This is a genomic window from Zobellia barbeyronii, from assembly GCF_018603515.1.
Taxonomy (GTDB): domain Bacteria; phylum Bacteroidota; class Bacteroidia; order Flavobacteriales; family Flavobacteriaceae; genus Zobellia; species Zobellia barbeyronii.
The window spans coordinates 304,686-323,500 of the sequence record NZ_JACATN010000005.1; the positions used below are offsets into that span (position 1 = coordinate 304,686).

Below are 18,815 nucleotides of genomic sequence, written 5' to 3' on the forward strand. Positions count from 1 at the left end.
GATTTATTCTATTGTAGGCTGCTCAGAGGTCATTTGAAAATCTAAGGTAACTCCACTAGTTATCAAGTCATGGGTAATATGATATTTTTCGTAAGGTGACTTGTTCAATTGAATACTCTTAATGAACACATCATCGTTACTTGCTCCAAGAGAATTTATAATTAAACTTTTTCCGTTCTGAAGGCTAATACTTACTTTATCAAAACTTGGGCTTCCAAATTCATATTTTGGATTCTCCTCAGTACCTCCATTCATTTGAAATAGGCCTATCTTCATTAATACGGCCAAGCTACCCATTAATCCTTGGTCTTCATCTCCATTATATCCTGTTGCAGGTGAAAGCCCGCCAAAAACCGTATTAGCAACTCTACGAGACCAATACTGTGTAAGGTCTGGCCTATCTAATTTATTAAAAATAAAAGCAGTTTGTATAGATGGCTGGTTTCCGTAATTAATGGGAATATTCCTGTATTCAGGATGCAATTCTTGCGAATGGGAATTACCAGCTGTAAAGCCTAACTTTTCAGCAGTCTTAAACTGTTCATCTAATTTTTCTACCGCTGCAGACTTCCCTCCCATTAATTTGGCGAGGCCTTCTTCGTCATGAGGTACAAACCAGGTAGATTGCGCTCCATTGGATTCTATAAAACCATTTTCATGTTCGTAAGGACTATAATTTTCGCGCCACTTACCCGCTACATCTTTCGGCCTCATCCATCCTATGGAAGTATCAAAAACATTTTTATAATTCTGTGATCGTTTTAGGAAGTAGTTATAGTCCTCAGTATTCCTGAGTTTTTTAGCCAATTGCGCCAGTGTCCAATCTTGATAAGCGTATTCCATGGTCATACTTGCGCCATCTTGATGCCCACCAAATTTACCTTCGGGTATTGGGTGAGGCACGTATCCGTTCTCTACATAATACTTGAGTCCGCCACCTATTGTTGTATTGTGCTCATACCCAGCTTTACCCATAATACCTCCTGGCATATGGTTTTTCTTTAGAGCTTGGTAAATTTTCTCCAAATCTTCTGTAATAAGTCCTTTTTGAATTGCACTTACTATAAATGGCGTAGATGAAGCACCGGTCATCACATAAGTATAATTTCCTCCGGAAGGACCTCTGGGTACCATTCCCCCATCTTTATAATATTGCATCAGAGAGTTTACAAATTCTTCCATAATATCTGGATAGACTAAACCCCAAAGCGTATTTAGTGTCCATTGTGCTCCCCAAAAAGAATCTGAGTTATAATGATTGAATTTTGGTTTTTCACTATCATCAAGTGGCAATTGGCCTACTCTAAAAGTCTCACCCGTATAATCAGGATATGCTCCGTTAGCATCGCTAATAATCCTTCGGCCTTGTAAACTATGCCATAAATCTGTGTAGAATCTCTTTTGTGCGATTTCCGTATTACCTTCAACTTTTATTCTTCCTAGTAATCCGTTCCACTCTTTCCTAGAATCTTTAACGGTCTGGTCAAAATTCCATTCTGCCAATTCATTATCAATATTACCTTTTGCATTTTCAAAAGAGGTGTATGAAATTCCTGCCTTCATTAAAACTTCATCTGTATCTCCCTTTAAAAAAACTAAGTAATTACCAGTTTTATCATCTTTTTCTATTGAAGCTATTTCCGTATCCAAATCAATTGCAAAATAGAGTTTTACAGGCTTTGGCCTTCTAGTAGTTTCTTTGATTACCAATTCCCCTTTTAAAGATTTGCTATCTATTTGTTCAAGTAATCCATCTGTATTTTCATTCGGACCTAATATTCCATTTAGATTGAAGAGTATTGCTGATTTTTTACCCTCTTTCGGATAGTTATATTTATGTAATCCCACCCGTGTTGTACTCGTAAGCTCAACATCTATATCATACTTTTCAAGACTTAGAGAATGATATCCTGGAGATACTTTTTCTTTGTCATGACTGAATTTTGATTTGAAATCTGTAAAAACTGATTTTGCATTCGACTCATTAATAGTAACCGGCATAACTGACAAGCCCGAAAGTTGCCAAGCGTGAATGTGACTAAAACCCTGAATTGTATCTACTTTATAGCGATAACCACTGCCCCATGCCCCATCTACTTCTGTATCTGGACTAAGATTTACCATGCCAAAGGGTCTACTAGCAGATGAAAAGAAAAACCACCTAGAGTTTTCTGTATCTAGTTGTGTGTAAACCAAGTCTACCGGTTCTATACTTTTTGCCGTTTCTTTTGTCTCTACTTTTGACTCACAAGAAGAGAGCATAACCGCTAGTATAATGTAGATTCCGTAGAAAGGAACTTTCGAAAATAAATTCATATAATACGTTTCTTTAGCTTTTTGAATTGAGATTTGATTCAATTTTATTCAACATTTCAAAAGTTGGAAATCCATTATTCGGTCTTCTGATTTCTGGATTGTACCAATTATTCCATTTAGGTGATTTATCACCACTTCTCCTATTTCGATAAATTTCTTCCAATTGTGTTTTGGCCTCTGGTAATAAAGCTTTGGCTTCGTTTAGAAGCAAATCATCAGATGTATCTTCAAACCCTTTTTTCAATACCGCCATCTTGTGTAGTGTTCGCTCCAAACGAATCAAATCTTGGTATAACACCACTGGTAAATACATATAATCATGAAAGAAAGTCTCATTTTCCGTAGTTTCCTTAAGTCCTTTTTCTGCTTCTTGAACCGAAAGATCTATGAGTTCTTCTGTAACTTTTACATGTTCTAAATCATTCGCTACCCTTTTGTAATCATGAGCTACAGGTGATTTTCCCGGTCTCTGTATTGGGCTATCGGACAAATAGGAAATAGCTTCTCTAATTTCCCAAAGGTGCTGAACATAACCAATGCGGTTCTTTTGTGATTCATGTAAAGATTTCATTGACGTTACCGCATGTTTAGCACTCACATCATTGAAATAACGCTCTGTCCAATTTTTATAAAATAAATGTGCATTAAAACTTTCTGGGTCATTACATACTTCTGAATACGCCTCAATATTCAGTAAAAATGGTCTAAAATTTTGTCCGTTTACCAAGCAAAATTTATCGGCATTATAAGTACTGAACATATTTTTCATTACCGATTCCACTTTTTCTGGATATGGGTTGTGAACCGTATGGTTTAACCAGTACCCAGCATGCATATAGGTACCAAAGTTGTAACCATCTGTAGTATTAGGCAAATGTTCAAAATCTCCAAAACCATGGTCAGACCATGCAACTATCCAATCTTTTGGTGGTCTGAAACCATCGTTCCACATTTCCATTCCATCGGAATAGCACACCAAAACCTTGTCCGCCTCCGGTTTGTATTCATCTACCAAATCCCCAAAAGATTTGTACACCTCATTAAAGACGGCTATTTTCTCTTCTCCACAACTACTTACGTACTCCCAGTCCCATACTTGATGACGAGGCCGTAGTATAAAAATGTCAGTTTTACGCAATGGTGTTTTTTCTAGATAATAACGCCATGCCGTTATCCAATCTTCTTTATAATCTTTCCAGCAGGTAGCTTTATCCGCAGACATAGGATGTATCTGATAGCCAAGCGCAAAGTCTATGGCCACCTTCATTCCTTTTTTCTGTGCGTAGTCTATCATCTTTTCAACATAGGCCACATCCACTTGGTAATCCGTTAATTCCTTATATTCTGGACGGATGAAAAATTCAGGCCGTCCAAGCATATCAAAAATTTGAATTGCATTGTATCGTAGTCGCACCAACGAATTAATTAACTCCGTATAACTCTCCCAATCGTATTCTAGTAAATCTCCCCTGTAGTTTGCCAACTCATCTACATCATTCTCAAAGTAACATAACAATGGTACTTTTGGCGGAGCAATATGCCTATTCTCAAAAGCAAATAGGTCTTTAAGTTCTTTCTTTACTATTTCCTTTCCTGTCCAATATTGAACAGGATCAACACCCAATATTTCATTTGAATAATCATAAATGGCATACTGAAGACCTTGTACATCAGAGCCAGCTATTACAATTATTTCCTTTTTATTCTTTAGATTAGTTTTTGCCCAAATACCACCACGTGGACCTGGATTTACTGCAGTAATCTGTATTTTTTTTGATGTATTCAAAGAGGCTATCAAAGCATTAGATTTTGGTGTTCCCAATAGAATAATTGTTCCTTTTTTAGGAACATCATTAATATTGGCAACCACTTCCACCTTTGTGGATAAAGCCTTTTTTAAATCATTTTGTAAATCTTCGACGGTATTTAACTCCGTTTCATTCGCTTGTTTCCCGACCACTAAATAAATAGAAGATGTTGGTTCTTTGGAAAAAGCATATAATAGAAATAGCCCTATAATGGGAAGTAATAAAAGAACTCGGCTAAATCTTAGTGTTTTAGACGTCATAATAATCTGATATACGTATCTGTAATTAAGAAGATGTTTAAAAAATATGGGCAGGAATACCACTCCCGCCCATATTCAACTAACTCAATTTAACTAAACTCAATTTTTTTTAGTATCCTGGGTTCTGCGTCAATGAACCATCTGAAAGTTCTAATTCACTAGAAGGAATAGGTCTCAACAAGTGAATACTGGCATCAAAAGCACCGTGGTCTTGAACGTGCGGGTTGTAAGCTAAAATACGCTCCTCTAATTTTCCTGTTCGTTTTAATACGGCCCATCTATTTGCTTCACCAGCTAATTCCAAAGCTCTCTCATTTAGAATATCATCTATTGTTACAGAAGTATATTCGTTAGCAACACCAGTTGCACGCTCTCTAACAATGTTCATATGGTTTAACGCTGATCCTGGATTACCGGCAGCTAAATATGCCTCAGCAGCTATTAAATGTGTTTCTGCTATTCTAAATACAAACGTATCACGAGCACCATCTGTAGCTTCACTAAATATCTCATCGTCAAACTTCTTGAAAATAGGGAAGTTAGTTCGCTCTGGATTTAGAGAATATAAATAGTTGACTCCAGGTACGTTATCTGGCTGTCCAAATAAATACTGGTCAGGCTGGTACACCCAATACCTGTCCAAACGTTCCGCTAATTCAATAGCATCTATAGCTACTTTTGGGTAATACACAATCGTGTCCCCAGCTACAATAGCATCAGGTCCTTCCTCTTCATCACCGTCAGCAAGAATTGCTCTGTGTATGGTGGCATCATCTCTACTATCATTATCTGCTAACAAAGAATAGAAAAACGGCGTAGGCATAGCATTAAAATCACTAAAACCATAAGGAGTAGTTGTTCTGTTTACTCCCGGATAATTTGATACTTGATTCATAAAAAGAGAATGCTTTGTATTCTCTTGATCAGTTGCAAGCCCATTAGTTCCCCATTGTATTGCAAATAGAATCTCGTCGTTTACTTGATTGTCGTAAGCAAAAACTTCGGCATAAGATTGACTTCTGATATCATACGAACCAATGGCTTCTTCAGCAAGCGCTGCCGCGGTATTAAAATCGTCCGAACTTCCAAACGAAGTATAACCTCTTGTTAAATAAACTTCTGATAAAACGTGTTGTGCAGCTCTTTTTGAAAACCGTCCTGTTTCGGGGTCATTAAGTAAAGTTGGTATAGCATCTTCCAAATCACTAATGATTTGGGCATATGTTTCTTCCTCTGTGCTTCTGGTGTAGTTTGAACGAATTGTAGTTGGTTCTTCCAAATCTAAAACTAATCCACCATATTGCTGAACCATATTAAAAAATGCCAAACCACGTAATGCTTTTGCCTGAGCAATACCATATGCCTTATCTCCTAACTTAGAATCTGTCCAATCAATTTGATTCTCATAACGGTTAATGGCCGTATTAGCTTTTGCAACAACATCATAATTTTTTGTCCATAAAGATCCGCCAACACCTGAATCAAAACCAAAATAGTCATTGACTGAAGAGACTGAATTCAATTCTCCTTTAACGGTAAATAAATCGGTACCTAAAAACTTTAAATTGTAATCTTTATATACCTCTCTTAAGGAAGAATATATACCTACAACCAACTGGTCTGCTGTACCTTCCTCAATGAAATTCTCACTTGTTATGTCTGAAAAAATATCTTCTTCAATATAACTGTCGCATGCACTAAAAGTAATCATACCAAGTAGTACGACGCCTATGTGCTTAATTTTTATATCTAGTTTCATCTTAATTTTTTATAAAGTTAAAAGGCTAATTTCAGACCCAATAAAACTGTTTTTACCGCGTAGGTCATATTGTAAGAGTTCTGAAGTGCAGTCTCTGGATCAGGTCCCTTATAATCTGTAAAAGTGAATGGATTCTGAACATCCAATGACATTTTTAGTCTTGACATTTTTAACTTATCTGCCAGCTCTTGCGGAAATTGATACCCCAAACCAATATTACCAACTCTTACGAATGACAGGTCCTCATAAGTCCACCCAGTATCTCCATAGTCAGGAATAGGGTAAGCACCATTTGGATTGTTAGGTGTCCAATAATCTAGATCTAAGCTATTAAATACGGCCCCATCTCCAGATGTAGAGAAATTTTGAAAAAATTCAGAATGTCCGTAAGACCCTTGTCTCGTGTATACTTGTACATTTAACTCTAAGTTCTTATAGTTAAATGTATTGGTCATACCTCCTATCCAATCAGGAGAATTTTGACCTAACAATACTTTATCATCCTGATCAATTGTACCATCATTATTCTGATCTACAAATTTATACTGACCAGGCAAGTCACCATAAGTAGCTGCTTCTACGGCTTCATCTATTTGCCAAATCCCGGCAACTGCCGTATTCCAGATGGCATCAACAGGAGCTCCAATTTTTAGGACTCCATGATTCCCAAAAGGAATTTCATCCAAATCACCATCAATCTCTACTATTTCATTAGTGTTTTTGGTGTAGTTAAAATTAGTTCTCCATGAAAAATTATCCGTTTTAACGTTAACCGTATTTAACGTAACCTCTATACCACTATTTCGTACAGATCCAAAATTACCAAGAGCATCTTCATAACCTGTTACATTAGATAAGGTTCTAGCAAGAATACTCCCTTCAGTCTTTTTATTATAATATTCAAAGCTAAGACCAACTCTATTATTTATGATGGAAAGGTCTACACCTAAGTTGTATTCTTTTGAAACTTCCCAAGTTAAATCTTCGTTAGGTAAGCCAGCAATTGTTTTACCCACACTTGGATTCTCTCCAAAAAGGTAGTTTGATTGTGACAAGAAAGCCAATGAACTATAGGCGCCAACTGTACTATCGTTACCAGCTTCACCGTAACTAACACGGAATTTTAAATTATTCAACCAATCTGCATTTTGAAGAAATGACTCCTCACTTGCTCTCCACGCAAATGCGGCAGAAGGAAAGAAGTTCCATTTATTTCCAGCAGATAACTTTGATGAACCATCATATCTTCCTGTGAATGTAAATAGGTATCTATCTTTAATAGAGTAGTTTAAACGACCTGCAAAAGATGCCAAGGTTTCCTTTTGATAAAAACTATCAAAATCCCTAATATCATTACCTCCCTCAGTATTATAGTAGAGGTATGCATCCGTATCAAAATCTCTAACTTGTATATTACTACCTTCTTTATTATTATAATATATAGAAGAAATTAAAGTGGTTTTTAAGTTATGATCTGGAGCAAGGTCAAAATTAAAATCTAATATATTATCCCAAGTATATGCAGTATTAAAATCCGATTGATAATGCGATTGTATTCTACTAGGGTCATTACGTGATGATTTTGTCAAAAGACCTCTGTACTCACCAAAACGTTGCGTAGTTATGTTGGGAGCGAATTGTGTTTTGAAATTCAACCATTTTGTAGGCTTATAATTTAAAAATACATTAGCAATTACATTTAACGACTTAGTATTTAATTGCCAAGCACCTTGAGCATCATAAATAGGATGGACAAAACGAAGGTCTTGATCATCTGGAAACAGGATTGGTTCTCCCTCTGCATCAAATGGATTTACCGTTGGTGCTAAACGAAGCGTACTTCTAAATAATTCCCTACTTCCTTCCTCTCGTTCAGATAGTGCTAAATATGCCTTAACTCCTACCGTTATCTGATCTGAAACTTTCTTAGAAACAGAAGCACTTATGTTATATCTCTCATAACCTTCAATTCCCATTACACCTTCATCATTTAAATATCCTAATGATGCGTTATATACTAAGCCATTTGTTCCACCTGACATTCCCAAAGTATGACTGGTCTGAATGCCTGCTTTTTGATAAAGCCCCATCCAATCCGTATACCTCCCATTGGCAACATTGCTTGCCTCTTCGTTAGAACTTTGAAACTCTGTTGAGCGATCAATAACAACATTATTATAATCTGCTGCAGAACCGGTACCTTTCCAAGCTCTAGCTCTTAAAACGTCATCTACGAACTGTACATACTCAGGACCATCAAATAAATCTGGCACATTGGTAGCAGTACGTAAACCGAATGACGAATCATAGGTAAAAACCGTCTTTCCTTCAATACCATTTTTTGTTGTAATAATGACAACACCATTAGCTCCACGCGATCCATATATTGCGGTTGCAGAAGCATCCTTTAAGATGTCCATTTGTTCTATATCCGCTGGATTCAAAACATTAATATCCTCGAAGAAAATACCATCTACAACATATAAAGGTTTAGAAAGGTCATCCGCAAGATCATCACTTACACCATCACGACCAGCGTTATTGTTAGTAACTACCGTGTTACCTCTAATTTTTATAGAAAGTGGTGCTCCCGGTTTAGAACTTAACGTACGAACATCAACACCGGCAACCCTACCTTGAATAGCTTGGCCAATATCTGTTTTCTTTTGCTCAGTTAAGGTCTCCGTGTTTAACGAGGCAACAGCACCGGTTAAATCACTTTTCTTTACAGAGCCATACCCAATTACAACAACTTCATCTAAGCCAGTTGAGGACTCAATAAGTTGAATGGTATAGTCTGAAGAACTCCCTAACGGAATTTCTTTTGTTTCATACCCTATATAGGAAACCACCAAAAGTTCATCGCCATCAGCGACCGAAATGGTAAAATTACCATCAAAGTCAGATACAACGCCATTGCTGGTTCCTTTTACTAGAACACTGGCACCTGGCAAAGGTATATTTGCTTCATCGACCACAACACCTGAAATCTGCGTTTGCGCCCACGAAACTGTCGTCACCCCTAAAAGGAGGAATGCCATTAAAAGTTTGAGTTTTTTCATTTTTATGTAAGTTAGTTGAACATTAGACCAAACCTAAGACTCTTCCCTCCTGAAGCTATGGACATATTCTTCAAAAACATGGATAAATTCTACAATACCCTATTTTTAAGGCGTTAACAAGTATGTTAAATTGTATTAATAAATTTCTGATTTGATAACAATCCAGCTATAAAATTGATTTTTATGATTATTTGTAGGGTAAAAACTACCAATAGTTGTTTTTGAATATTTCACGATTTCGATAACCAAACCATTATCATCACAAATAGAAAATAAATAGGGCAATAAAAAAAACCTCTAAGATTCATATGAATCTTAGAGGTTTTTACTGTTTAAAATAGCGTTAAAAGTACTGCTGAATCATTAATCAAGCAACCCTTAAAAATCTACTATCTACAATTTTCTTAACCAGATATTTCTAAACTGAGTTTTGTTACCGTGATCTTGTAATGAAATAACGTCATCGCCATGGGCAGATGGGTAGTTATGTAAACCTATATAATAAGTATTACCATTTATTACCGTATGGTTCTGTACCAAAACACCGTTGTGAAGTACTGTAATTTCTGCCTTAGCATCTAGACTACCATCTTTTTTAAACCTTGGCGCTCTGTAGATTACATCATATGTATTCCACTCTAGTGGGCCACGCATTGCATTAACCAAAGGTGCATGGTCTTTATAGATACTTCCTGCTTGTCCGTTACGGTAGGTTCTATTATTATATGAATCTAAAATTTGTAGCTCGTACCTGTTTTGCAAGAAGAGACCACTGTTCCCACGTCCTTGGCTTTCACCTTGCACTTTATCCGGTGCGCTAAACTCAATGTGTAACTGGCAATCACCAAATTTCATTTTAGTACTTATACCACCGGAACCAGGTACTACTTCAAAATGATCTTTATCTACAATTTTCCATGGAGCAGGTTTTGCGTTGTCCTTTTGGCTTACCCATTGATCAAGACTACTTCCATCAAATAAAATAATAGCATCAGAAGGTGCATCTCCCAAAATTTTTGCAGGAGTTACAACAGCAACTTCTGGTTCCCAGATTTCTGTCATTTGCGGTTCCATTGGCATTGGTGATACTTCTGGAGGCGTACTAGAGTGTTTTTGAGCCGTTACTTGCAATGAGAATGCTGCTGCGGCCAAGAAGAAAAAATAATTTTTTGAGTTCATAATGATGATAACATTTTATTTTGGTTCGGTATAAATTTAATAGGAACTAAATATAGCCATAACTTCTTAAAATGGATTTTATCCAAAGAAAAAAAATACTAAGTTATTCCCAATAAAAAACCTATAATTTAGAAAGTACACCAACCATTTTCTGTGCACGCTCCTTTACCTCATTTTCCGACCATCCTAGTTTTATTAGACAAGAGACTGTACGACCTATCCATTGATCCGATGCCGAGAAATCAGATTTTGAATAATCAGGTAATTGCTCGTGAATTTCCTTTGGCAACTTCCCTAACGATTGTTTCTCAATTAGGTGTTGCCATTCACGATAGTAATGCCAATTGTTATCATACCAGTAAAAACATGCATCAACACCTGCTTTACCTAATTCACCATGTGCTTTTTTAGCAGTATCTGCATCTGGAAGAAAGAAAGTTAAAAACGCATAACTCTCTTCGCCTCCTTCTGGCACTCGTCTAAATTCTACGTTAGGCAAGTCTTGAAGTGCTTCCCTTAAAACGGTGTAATTTTTTTTCTGAATAGTTAAAAACTCATCTAGTCTTTCAACTTGCGCCAAACCTACTGCGGCATGAAGCTCAGAAATTCTAAAGTTGTATCCTAAAAACGGATGTGTCTCCGCTCCCCTATCCTTACCAACATGATCATGACCATGATCAGAGTAATGATCGGCATTAACTTTATATGTATCGTTATTAGTAATTATAGCTCCACCTTCTCCACAAGTAATGGTCTTTACATAATCAAAAGAGAAACAGCCCAAGTCTCCATAACTTCCTAATGGTTTGTTTTCAAAAGTTCCTCCAATGGATTGGCATGCATCTTCCAATAGCAATAAATCATGCTTATCACAGATGGCTTTCAATGCCTTTAAATCTGCCATTGAGCCGCACATATGCACTGGCATGACTACTCTTGTTCGTTCTGTTATGGCATTTTCAACTGCTTTTGGACTCAACGCCAAGGTATCATCAACATCAACCAAAATAGGAACTGCACCTATTGCCAAAATGGATTCAAAACTAGCTACAAAGGTAAATGTGGGCATTATAACTTCATCCCCAGCACCAATTCCAGCACTTGCGAGAGCTACCGTTAAAGCTGCTGTACCGCTGCTTACCAGTTGGGTATGCTTCACCTGCATCTTCTCTGAAAGTACTTTTTCAAGTTCAAGAGCCTTCCATTGTCCTTTACGCATCCCGTCAAAACCATAACGCATAAGCACTCCTGTGTCCAGTACCTCGTTTACTTGTTTGCGTTCCTTGTCTCCGAATAATTCAAATCCTGGCATATCTTTTTAAGTCGTTTTGTGTTAAATGGAAGTCCTTAATTTATTTCAATTACACTATCCTCTATATTTTTACGCACTTTTTTAAATTCCGAGAACATATCGTCATCGGCTCGGTAGCCTACCGGAAGTACCAAAACAGAGGTTAGACCGCGTTTCTTTAAGTTTAGAACAGCGTCATAGGCCGAAGGAACAAATCCTTCCATTGGGCAAGAATCTATTTTTTCAAGCGCACAGACCGTCAGTAAATTACCAAGCGCCAAATACGCTTGATTTTTAGACCACTGCTCAATTTCGGGAACCTCTTTTTTAGAAAAATCCGCTAACAAAGCATTTTTAAACGGGTCCAAAATATCCTGACTCGTACCTCTTACTTTTTTAATTTGTTCAAAATAACGATTAATGTACTCTTCATTAATATCATTTTGAATACAAATGACCAACACGTGAGAGGCTTGCGCCACTTGCTGTTGACCATATGAATGCTCCACCAATTTGTTTTGCAATTCTTTGTTGTGAATTACGGCCATGGTAATGGGTTGCAGACCATAAGAAGTTGCGGTGAGATTGAAAGCTTGTTTTAAGCGGTCAATCTTATCTTCCGGAAGTACTTTTTCCGAATCGAATTTCTTTACGGCATAACGCCATTCCAAATTTTTAATAGAATCCAAATTCACTTTATTTATGTTTTCACCTCAGTGAAAAATGATGATTAGCAATTTTTTGGAAATCAAAATAACAAAGAGCAATCACTCCGTTCTGATTTTCTGTTCAAGTTTACCATTATAAATTCATGATTAACCTAGTGCAAAAATAGGATAATTATAAAACCTAGTTTACTTAACTTGAATATGATTCTATAACCTTGATGTTTTAGAAAATTTTCTGACTGTTTAATTAAAGGAAAGAATGTAATAAAGACCGGTGATTCTCTACTTAGACTGATTTATATGTTATTATCAATATAAGAAATACTACAGTGGTTTCTATTGGTAAAAACCTATCTAAACCTCCCCAATACCCCTTTCAAAAGCTTCTAAAAGATGTTTCTTGTCTACCTCATTAGCAATATGCTTTTTGATGTCTTCTCTTATATTTTCTAATTCTTCTAATACGAGAGTTCTGTTTTCATCTGAAATATTAGGGCCGTTGGATATAAACTGCAATGCACCTATCAATTCATGCATTACGGAGCTATCCTGTTTGGCATATAAGCGAATGGGCTGCACTAGGATGCGCATTAGCTCACTTCCGGGAATATTATTCTTAATCAGAATACATTTATTATTTTCTAGCGGCTGAGATGTAATGGCGGGAAATTGAAGAAACTTGCGCAGCAAACGTCCCAATTTAGCAATGGCATCAATTGCAGTACCCGGATCATTAATTCCTGGGGACATTGCTTTAACTGCAATCTCCATCAACTTAATCATCCCTCCAACCCCTTTATCATCTTCATGACGATCAGATGAGATATCAATACAAAACAATAAATTTTTTAAATCTTCATCAGACATTTTCTCCCTAATTCTAAGGATTGGCATCCCTTCCCACAAATGCTTATTTAAATACGGAATAACCTCTATTTGATTGTCTTCTTCTTCAATAGATGTGTTAAGCAATCTTATATCAAAGCCTCTAAAATATCCAGTTTTATCACTATTCAAAATAATCCAGTCTGTGGTATCTATATATTTCAAAGCTATTTTAGCATCTTCAGAACGTGTCAATTCCTTATCTGCATACCCGTTGCACTTATCAAATATTCGGTCTATAATATTCTGTATCTGAATGGACCCGGATATTGTATGAATAAAGTACACAAAGAGTCCTATACAAACAACACAGAGTATTGCAGCAAACATGTTGGATAATCCCATAGTGTCTGCCTCTATTCCGCGTGCACCAAGGGAGGTTAAAATAATAATGCAGTAAAGAAGTGTACCTACATAGGTGCCCAAAATTATTTGGTGCTTACTATTAGAAACAAGCCCCGGAAGAAGTCTGGGTGAAAAATTAGATGAAGCTTGGCTCAATACAACCATAACCATTGAAAAACTGAATACGGTTAGCGAAATGATTCCACCAATAAAAACCGAAAGAATAGAACGTGCCGTATCATAATCTTGAATAAAAAGATATGGAATTTTTTCTTTTATAGACTTTACAATTTCCACGTTTTCCAACGACAAAGTGACTATAGCTAGAACAACGCAAAGTATGGCAATGAGTACAGGATAAAATGCAATACTTCGTAACACCTCGCGATAGGTTTTTTGTAAAAATTTTAGAACTTTTTTCATTTTCGTAGTCGAATTATTTTAGCGCAGCTATTGTCCACTCCCCTGTTTTTCGAAGCTATAAAAGCTTTAGAACTAAAAGAGACTCTTTAGAAAAAAAACTAAGCTCAAAAGAAAGGATAAACTCAAAAGGAGCTTTACACTGGCTATTTAGCTGAGGGTTGAAGAAAAATTCGGTACTTTGGAAGATTCACTCTGATTACAACTAGTTAAGCTTTCCTTCAAATTGAAAAAACATAGAACAGATAAAAAAATTAGTTTAAAAGATGCCATTTCTATTGGGATTGGTGGTATGGTTGGCGGCGGAATTTTCGCTGTTCTAGGACTTGCTGTTTCACTGGCCAAAGGAGGAACACCTATTGCTTTTCTTTTTGCTGGTATAATCGCTTTATTAACCGCGTATTCTTATGCCAAACTCTCTAAAAAATATCCTGAAAATGGTGGTACGGTACGGTTTATTCACCAACAATATGGAAATGGAATTTTTGCAGGCGGTATAAATAATTTACTATGGGTAAGCTACATCGTAATGTTAGCATTGTATTCATCTGCTTTTGGTTCATACGGAGCCCAATTAATTTCACTTACTGGGACCAAAGAAATTGATGTACGAATCTTTCAGTCTTCAATAATCCTAATTGCCCTTTTCATTAATTATTTGAGCGTTAAACTTGTTGGTGAGATTGAGTCTATTGCTGTAGTTATAAAACTGATTATTCTAATTGCATTTATAGGTGTTGGTTTTTACGGATTTTCCGTACATCCTGAAAATCTTGGGCAATTATCTCCTGAAAATTGGGAAAGCCCTATTCTATTGCTTTCTGGTGGTATGGTCATATTTGTAGCTTATGAAGGTTTTGAATTAATCGCTAATTCTATAGCCGACTTAGAGGATAAAGAAAAAAATACGGAAAAGGCCTATTTTGGTGCAGTAGGCTTTGTAGTTATTCTTTATATCTTAATTGCTATTGTTACCGTAGGAGCTTTACCGTTTGAACAAATTGCAAATGCTGAAGATTATGTTTTGGCAAAAGCCGCAGAACCAACATTAGGACAAATTGGATTTACAATTATTACTATTACCGCTCTGATTTCAACTTTTTCTGCCATAAACGCGACTGTTTTAGGTAGTGGAAGAGTAAATTACGATATAGCTGTAGATAAAGAATTACCCCAGTTTTTTTGCCGTCAATTTTGGGGAAAGCCGGTGGGTTTAATAATAACGGCAATATTGTCCATTACGTTGGTTAACCTCTTTAACTTACAGAGTATCTCAACTGCAGGAAGTGTTGGTTTCTTATTAATTTTTAGTATTGTTAATTATATTGGTTTCAAACAACATAAAGAATTAGAGTCAAAAAAGTGGATTCATTTGATGGCAAGCCTTCTTTGCTTTTTAGCTTTCTTGACATTAATAATTCAACAATTTTCGCAGAACAGAATTGGGGTTATAGCTTCATTAAGCATAATTGTATTTTGCATTTCACTAGAATGGATTTACAAAAAAATCATACCCAACTAGCGTTCTATATTAGTAAAAAGATAGGTGTGTTATTAATATACCCGTTATTTGCAAATAAGATATTACATTTTTAAAATCTACTTAAAACTAAAGTAAATCATGTCTTCAGAAAAACAACCCTCAGAAAAAGCAAGACTTCATCCCCGTAACAAAAACAGGGAGAGATATGATTTAGAAGCCCTAAAGGTTTCTAATCCTGAATTGAAAGAGTTTATAAAACCTAACAAATTTGGAGCAGAATCTATTGATTTCTCTAATCCTAAAGCGGTTAGACTTTTAAACAAAGCATTACTAAATCATTATTACCATATAAAAAACTGGGATTTCCCTGAAGAAAACCTATGCCCTCCCATACCTGGGCGTGCAGATTATATTCATCATATTGCCGATTTGTTAGGCAGTACTAATTCTGGCAACATACCTACGGGCGATAAAGTTTCCTGTTTTGATGTAGGTGTAGGAGCTAGTTGTATTTACCCAATTATTGGAGTTACGGAATATGGCTGGCAATTTTTTGGTTCTGATATTGACCCAAAATCAATTGAATCTGCACAGGAAATTGTCAACTCTAATCCATTACTTAAAGGTAAAGTTGAATGTAGATTACAAAAAAGTTCGAGAGATATTTTTAGAGGCGTATTATCTCCCGAACAGAAAGTTGATATTGTGATTAGCAATCCTCCTTTTCATTCTTCAATTGAAGAAGCACAGAAAGGAACCCGCAGAAAAATAAAGAATCTATCCGGTAAAAAGGTAAAAACACCTGAACTGAATTTTTCAGGAATAACCAATGAGCTTATTTATGATGGAGGAGAATCTAAGTTTATTGAAAATATGATTTGGGAGAGTAGAAAGTTTGGCAAGAACTGTTATATCTTTTCAACTTTAGTATCAAAAGAATCCAATCTAAAAAGGATTTACAAATTGTTGGAAAAAGTTGAAGCCACTCAAATCAAAACTATTCCTATGGGTACGGGTAATAAATCTAGCCGTATTGTAGCATGGTCTTTTTTCTCAAAAGAAGAACAACTAGAATGGGTTGAAACTAGATGGCAGCAGTAAATATTATTATGGGTATCTATTTTTTTCAGGGCTTTTACTGCAATATAGGGGCTCCACAACTTACCTTATCCATTTAGCTTCAAAAGTCAGCAAGATTTTCACTATATTATGCGTGAAAATGCAAAGACTAGACTCAGCTATACTTCCTACAAATGGAGACGCTCGTAAACTTCGAGGTCAATATTTGAAATTACTTATTTCCTTCCAACAAACACAAAACAAACCCATAAGTGGCTAAAACTCATAAAATAAGGAACATATAGCTACATGGATTAAAACAATATTGATTTCGCTTTTCTGTTTAATAAATAACTAACCCATAAAATAAACGATGACATCTTACTCTATAAGTGAAATTAACGACATTTTAAAAGGCGAATTAATTGGCTATACCGATCATAAAATTGAAGGTCCAGAGGAAATAAAAAAGGCTAAGAACAATCAAATAACCTTCATAGGAAGTACTAAGTATTCCAAATTCTGGACAGACTCAGAAGCCTGTGCAGCCCTTGTTTGCCCTAAGTCTGTAATTGAACCAGGTGATAATCGCGCTTTTATTAGAGTAAAGAATGTAGATTTAGCAATGGCTAAAATATTAGAGCTTTTTAGTCCACAAACACCTGTTTTTGAATCAGATATACACCCTACAGCAGTAATACATGAATCCGCAATTATTGGTAAGGGCTGTAAAATTGGCCCCAATTGTTATGTGGGCAAGGATGTTGAATTAGGTGATGGTGTTGTTTTGTATCCCAATGTTTGTGTATTTGATGAAACCATAATTGGTGAAGCCACCGTTGTGTGGTCCGGTACTGTTATACGTGAGCGTTGTGTTATTGGCAGCCATTGTATTTTTCATATTAACGTAAGTATTGGAGCTGATGGTTTTGGATATAGACCTAGTGATGATGGCAGAGGATTGGTAAAAATACCTCAGATTGGTAATGTAATTATTGGACATCATGTTGAAATTGGAGCCAATTCATGTGTTGATAGAGCTAAGTTTAGCTCCACAATTATTGGCGATGGTTGCAAGATTGATAATCTAGTACAAATAGCGCATAACAGTGTTATGGGCCGTTCTTGCATTATGGCCGGACATAGTGGTCTTGCGGGTTCGGTTACTTTGGGCGATGGCGTAATGATTGGCGGAAGCGCCTCAATTAAAGACCATACCACCATAAATTCTGGTGCTACCGTAGCAGCTGGGTCTGGAGTAATGAGTGATGTAGAAGCAGGAAAAACTGTTCTTGGTTACCCTGCGCAAGATGCTAGAGCTATGCTAAAAGAATGGGCAGTGATAAGAAAACTTGTTAAAAACCAGTAGCCAGACTTTACCAACACTTTTACCCTCACAAATAAAATTTATAAAACAAAAAAAAGCTTTACATAACGTAAAGCTTTTTTCTTGAAAGGTTGGAGGTTCTCCTATTGAACCTCCGGGGAAAAGCAACTAATTTCCAATTTAAACGAGTGCATTAGAATACTCTAATTCTTGCAACTTTCTCAGCGCTTCCGATTTGGAATTGACATCTAGTTTTAAATAGATGTTCTGCACGTGAAAGTTGATTGCACTTGCAGTCACAAATAATTTTTCGGCAATGGTCTTATAAGTAGCGCCTTGGCTCAAATAATCTATTACCTGATTCTCTCTTTCCGAGAAAAACTCATTCGATTTTCGCTGAAACTTTGAAATAATCTGACTTATAATATCATTACTCATTGTTGCGCCTTCTGACTTGATTGAATCAAGAGCATTATAAAGGGCGCGTTCAGTCACCGGCTTGGATAGGTAGCCATTCGCGGTATTTTTGAACGCTTTTTTGACCAAGTCAAAATTGTTCTGGGCGCTGAGCATGATAATTTTTACATTCGGGTCTTTCTTTCTAAAAAGACGAATACCTTCTATACCATTAATTTCTGGCAAAGAGACTTCTGAAAAAATAATGTCTGGCGCAACGTCATCATAACTGGCCAATGCATCTTTCACCGAAGCATAAATTCCTTTTAGGGAATACTCTGGGTAAGAGTCAAAATACGTTTCATAAGATTCGTGCGATGTTAAATCATTATCGATTACGATAATTTTTAGAATGTTTGTTACCATGGTAGTGGGATTTTTGGTAGTCTACTGATAAACAGCAGAATGCCTGGTTAAATTTGGGGCTTACTATTAATAGAAATCGCTCGGTAAAGCGACGTTTTATTCAAATTTTGGCGTAAGTATGCTCTTTCTCT

The 18,815-nt window shown here is 36.2% G+C and carries 12 protein-coding genes; 3 read left to right on the top strand and 9 right to left on the bottom strand.

Annotated elements, in window-relative coordinates; translation table 11 throughout:
* Positions 1-3: 3 nt before the first annotated feature.
* The 8 genes from HW347_RS17490 to HW347_RS17525 form a co-directional block, all read right to left on the bottom strand.
* Positions 4-2,316 carry a GH92 family glycosyl hydrolase gene (locus tag HW347_RS17490; protein ID WP_214613028.1) on the bottom strand — a complete coding sequence of 771 codons (2,313 nt, stop codon included), beginning with the start codon at positions 2,314-2,316 and terminating at the stop codon, positions 4-6.
* Positions 2,317-2,329: 13 nt separating this feature from the next.
* Entirely contained in the window at positions 2,330-4,384 is a 2,055-nt protein-coding gene (locus HW347_RS17495; protein ID WP_214613029.1) for a glycosyl hydrolase 115 family protein, read from the bottom strand.
* 109 nt (positions 4,385-4,493) lie between these two features.
* Positions 4,494-6,143, bottom strand: a complete 1,650-nt coding sequence (locus tag HW347_RS17500) for a RagB/SusD family nutrient uptake outer membrane protein (RefSeq protein ID WP_214613030.1) — start codon at positions 6,141-6,143, stop codon at positions 4,494-4,496.
* Positions 6,144-6,160: 17 nt separating this feature from the next.
* Positions 6,161-9,205, bottom strand: coding sequence for a SusC/RagA family TonB-linked outer membrane protein (locus HW347_RS17505; RefSeq protein ID WP_214613031.1), 3,045 nt, complete (start codon positions 9,203-9,205; stop codon positions 6,161-6,163).
* Between the two features lie 393 nt (positions 9,206-9,598).
* Positions 9,599-10,384, bottom strand: coding sequence for a 3-keto-disaccharide hydrolase (locus tag HW347_RS17510; protein WP_214613032.1), 786 nt, complete (start codon positions 10,382-10,384; stop codon positions 9,599-9,601).
* A 121-nt stretch (positions 10,385-10,505) separates the two neighbouring features.
* Positions 10,506-11,696: a DegT/DnrJ/EryC1/StrS family aminotransferase gene (locus HW347_RS17515; protein WP_214613033.1), complete on the bottom strand. Its 1,191-nt coding sequence runs from the start codon at positions 11,694-11,696 to the stop codon at positions 10,506-10,508.
* A gap of 35 nt (positions 11,697-11,731) precedes the next feature.
* The gene (locus tag HW347_RS17520) at positions 11,732-12,364 is read right to left on the bottom strand and encodes a nitroreductase family protein (RefSeq protein WP_214613034.1); all 633 of its coding nucleotides are present in this window, start codon (positions 12,362-12,364) and stop codon (positions 11,732-11,734) included.
* 333 nt (positions 12,365-12,697) lie between these two features.
* Complete coding sequence (locus HW347_RS17525; protein WP_214613035.1) at positions 12,698-13,996, bottom strand: DUF2254 domain-containing protein; 1,299 nt, start codon at positions 13,994-13,996, stop codon at positions 12,698-12,700.
* A gap of 223 nt (positions 13,997-14,219) precedes the next feature.
* Between HW347_RS17525 and HW347_RS17530 the strand changes: the two genes are divergently transcribed.
* The 3 genes from HW347_RS17530 to lpxD all read left to right on the top strand — a co-directional run bounded on the left by HW347_RS17530 (position 14,220) and on the right by lpxD (position 17,904).
* Complete coding sequence (locus tag HW347_RS17530; protein ID WP_214613036.1) at positions 14,220-15,515, top strand: APC family permease; 1,296 nt, start codon at positions 14,220-14,222, stop codon at positions 15,513-15,515.
* Between the two features lie 99 nt (positions 15,516-15,614).
* Complete coding sequence (rlmF, locus tag HW347_RS17535; protein ID WP_214613037.1) at positions 15,615-16,577, top strand: 23S rRNA (adenine(1618)-N(6))-methyltransferase RlmF; 963 nt, start codon at positions 15,615-15,617, stop codon at positions 16,575-16,577.
* Between the two features lie 331 nt (positions 16,578-16,908).
* Positions 16,909-17,904 carry a UDP-3-O-(3-hydroxymyristoyl)glucosamine N-acyltransferase gene (gene lpxD, locus HW347_RS17540; RefSeq protein WP_214613038.1) on the top strand — a complete coding sequence of 332 codons (996 nt, stop codon included), beginning with the start codon at positions 16,909-16,911 and terminating at the stop codon, positions 17,902-17,904.
* Positions 17,905-18,042: 138 nt separating this feature from the next.
* Here the strand turns inward: lpxD and HW347_RS17545 are convergent, their stop codons facing one another.
* The gene (locus tag HW347_RS17545; RefSeq protein WP_214613039.1) at positions 18,043-18,684 is read right to left on the bottom strand and encodes a response regulator transcription factor; all 642 of its coding nucleotides are present in this window, start codon (positions 18,682-18,684) and stop codon (positions 18,043-18,045) included.
* Positions 18,685-18,815: the final 131 nt, after the last annotated feature.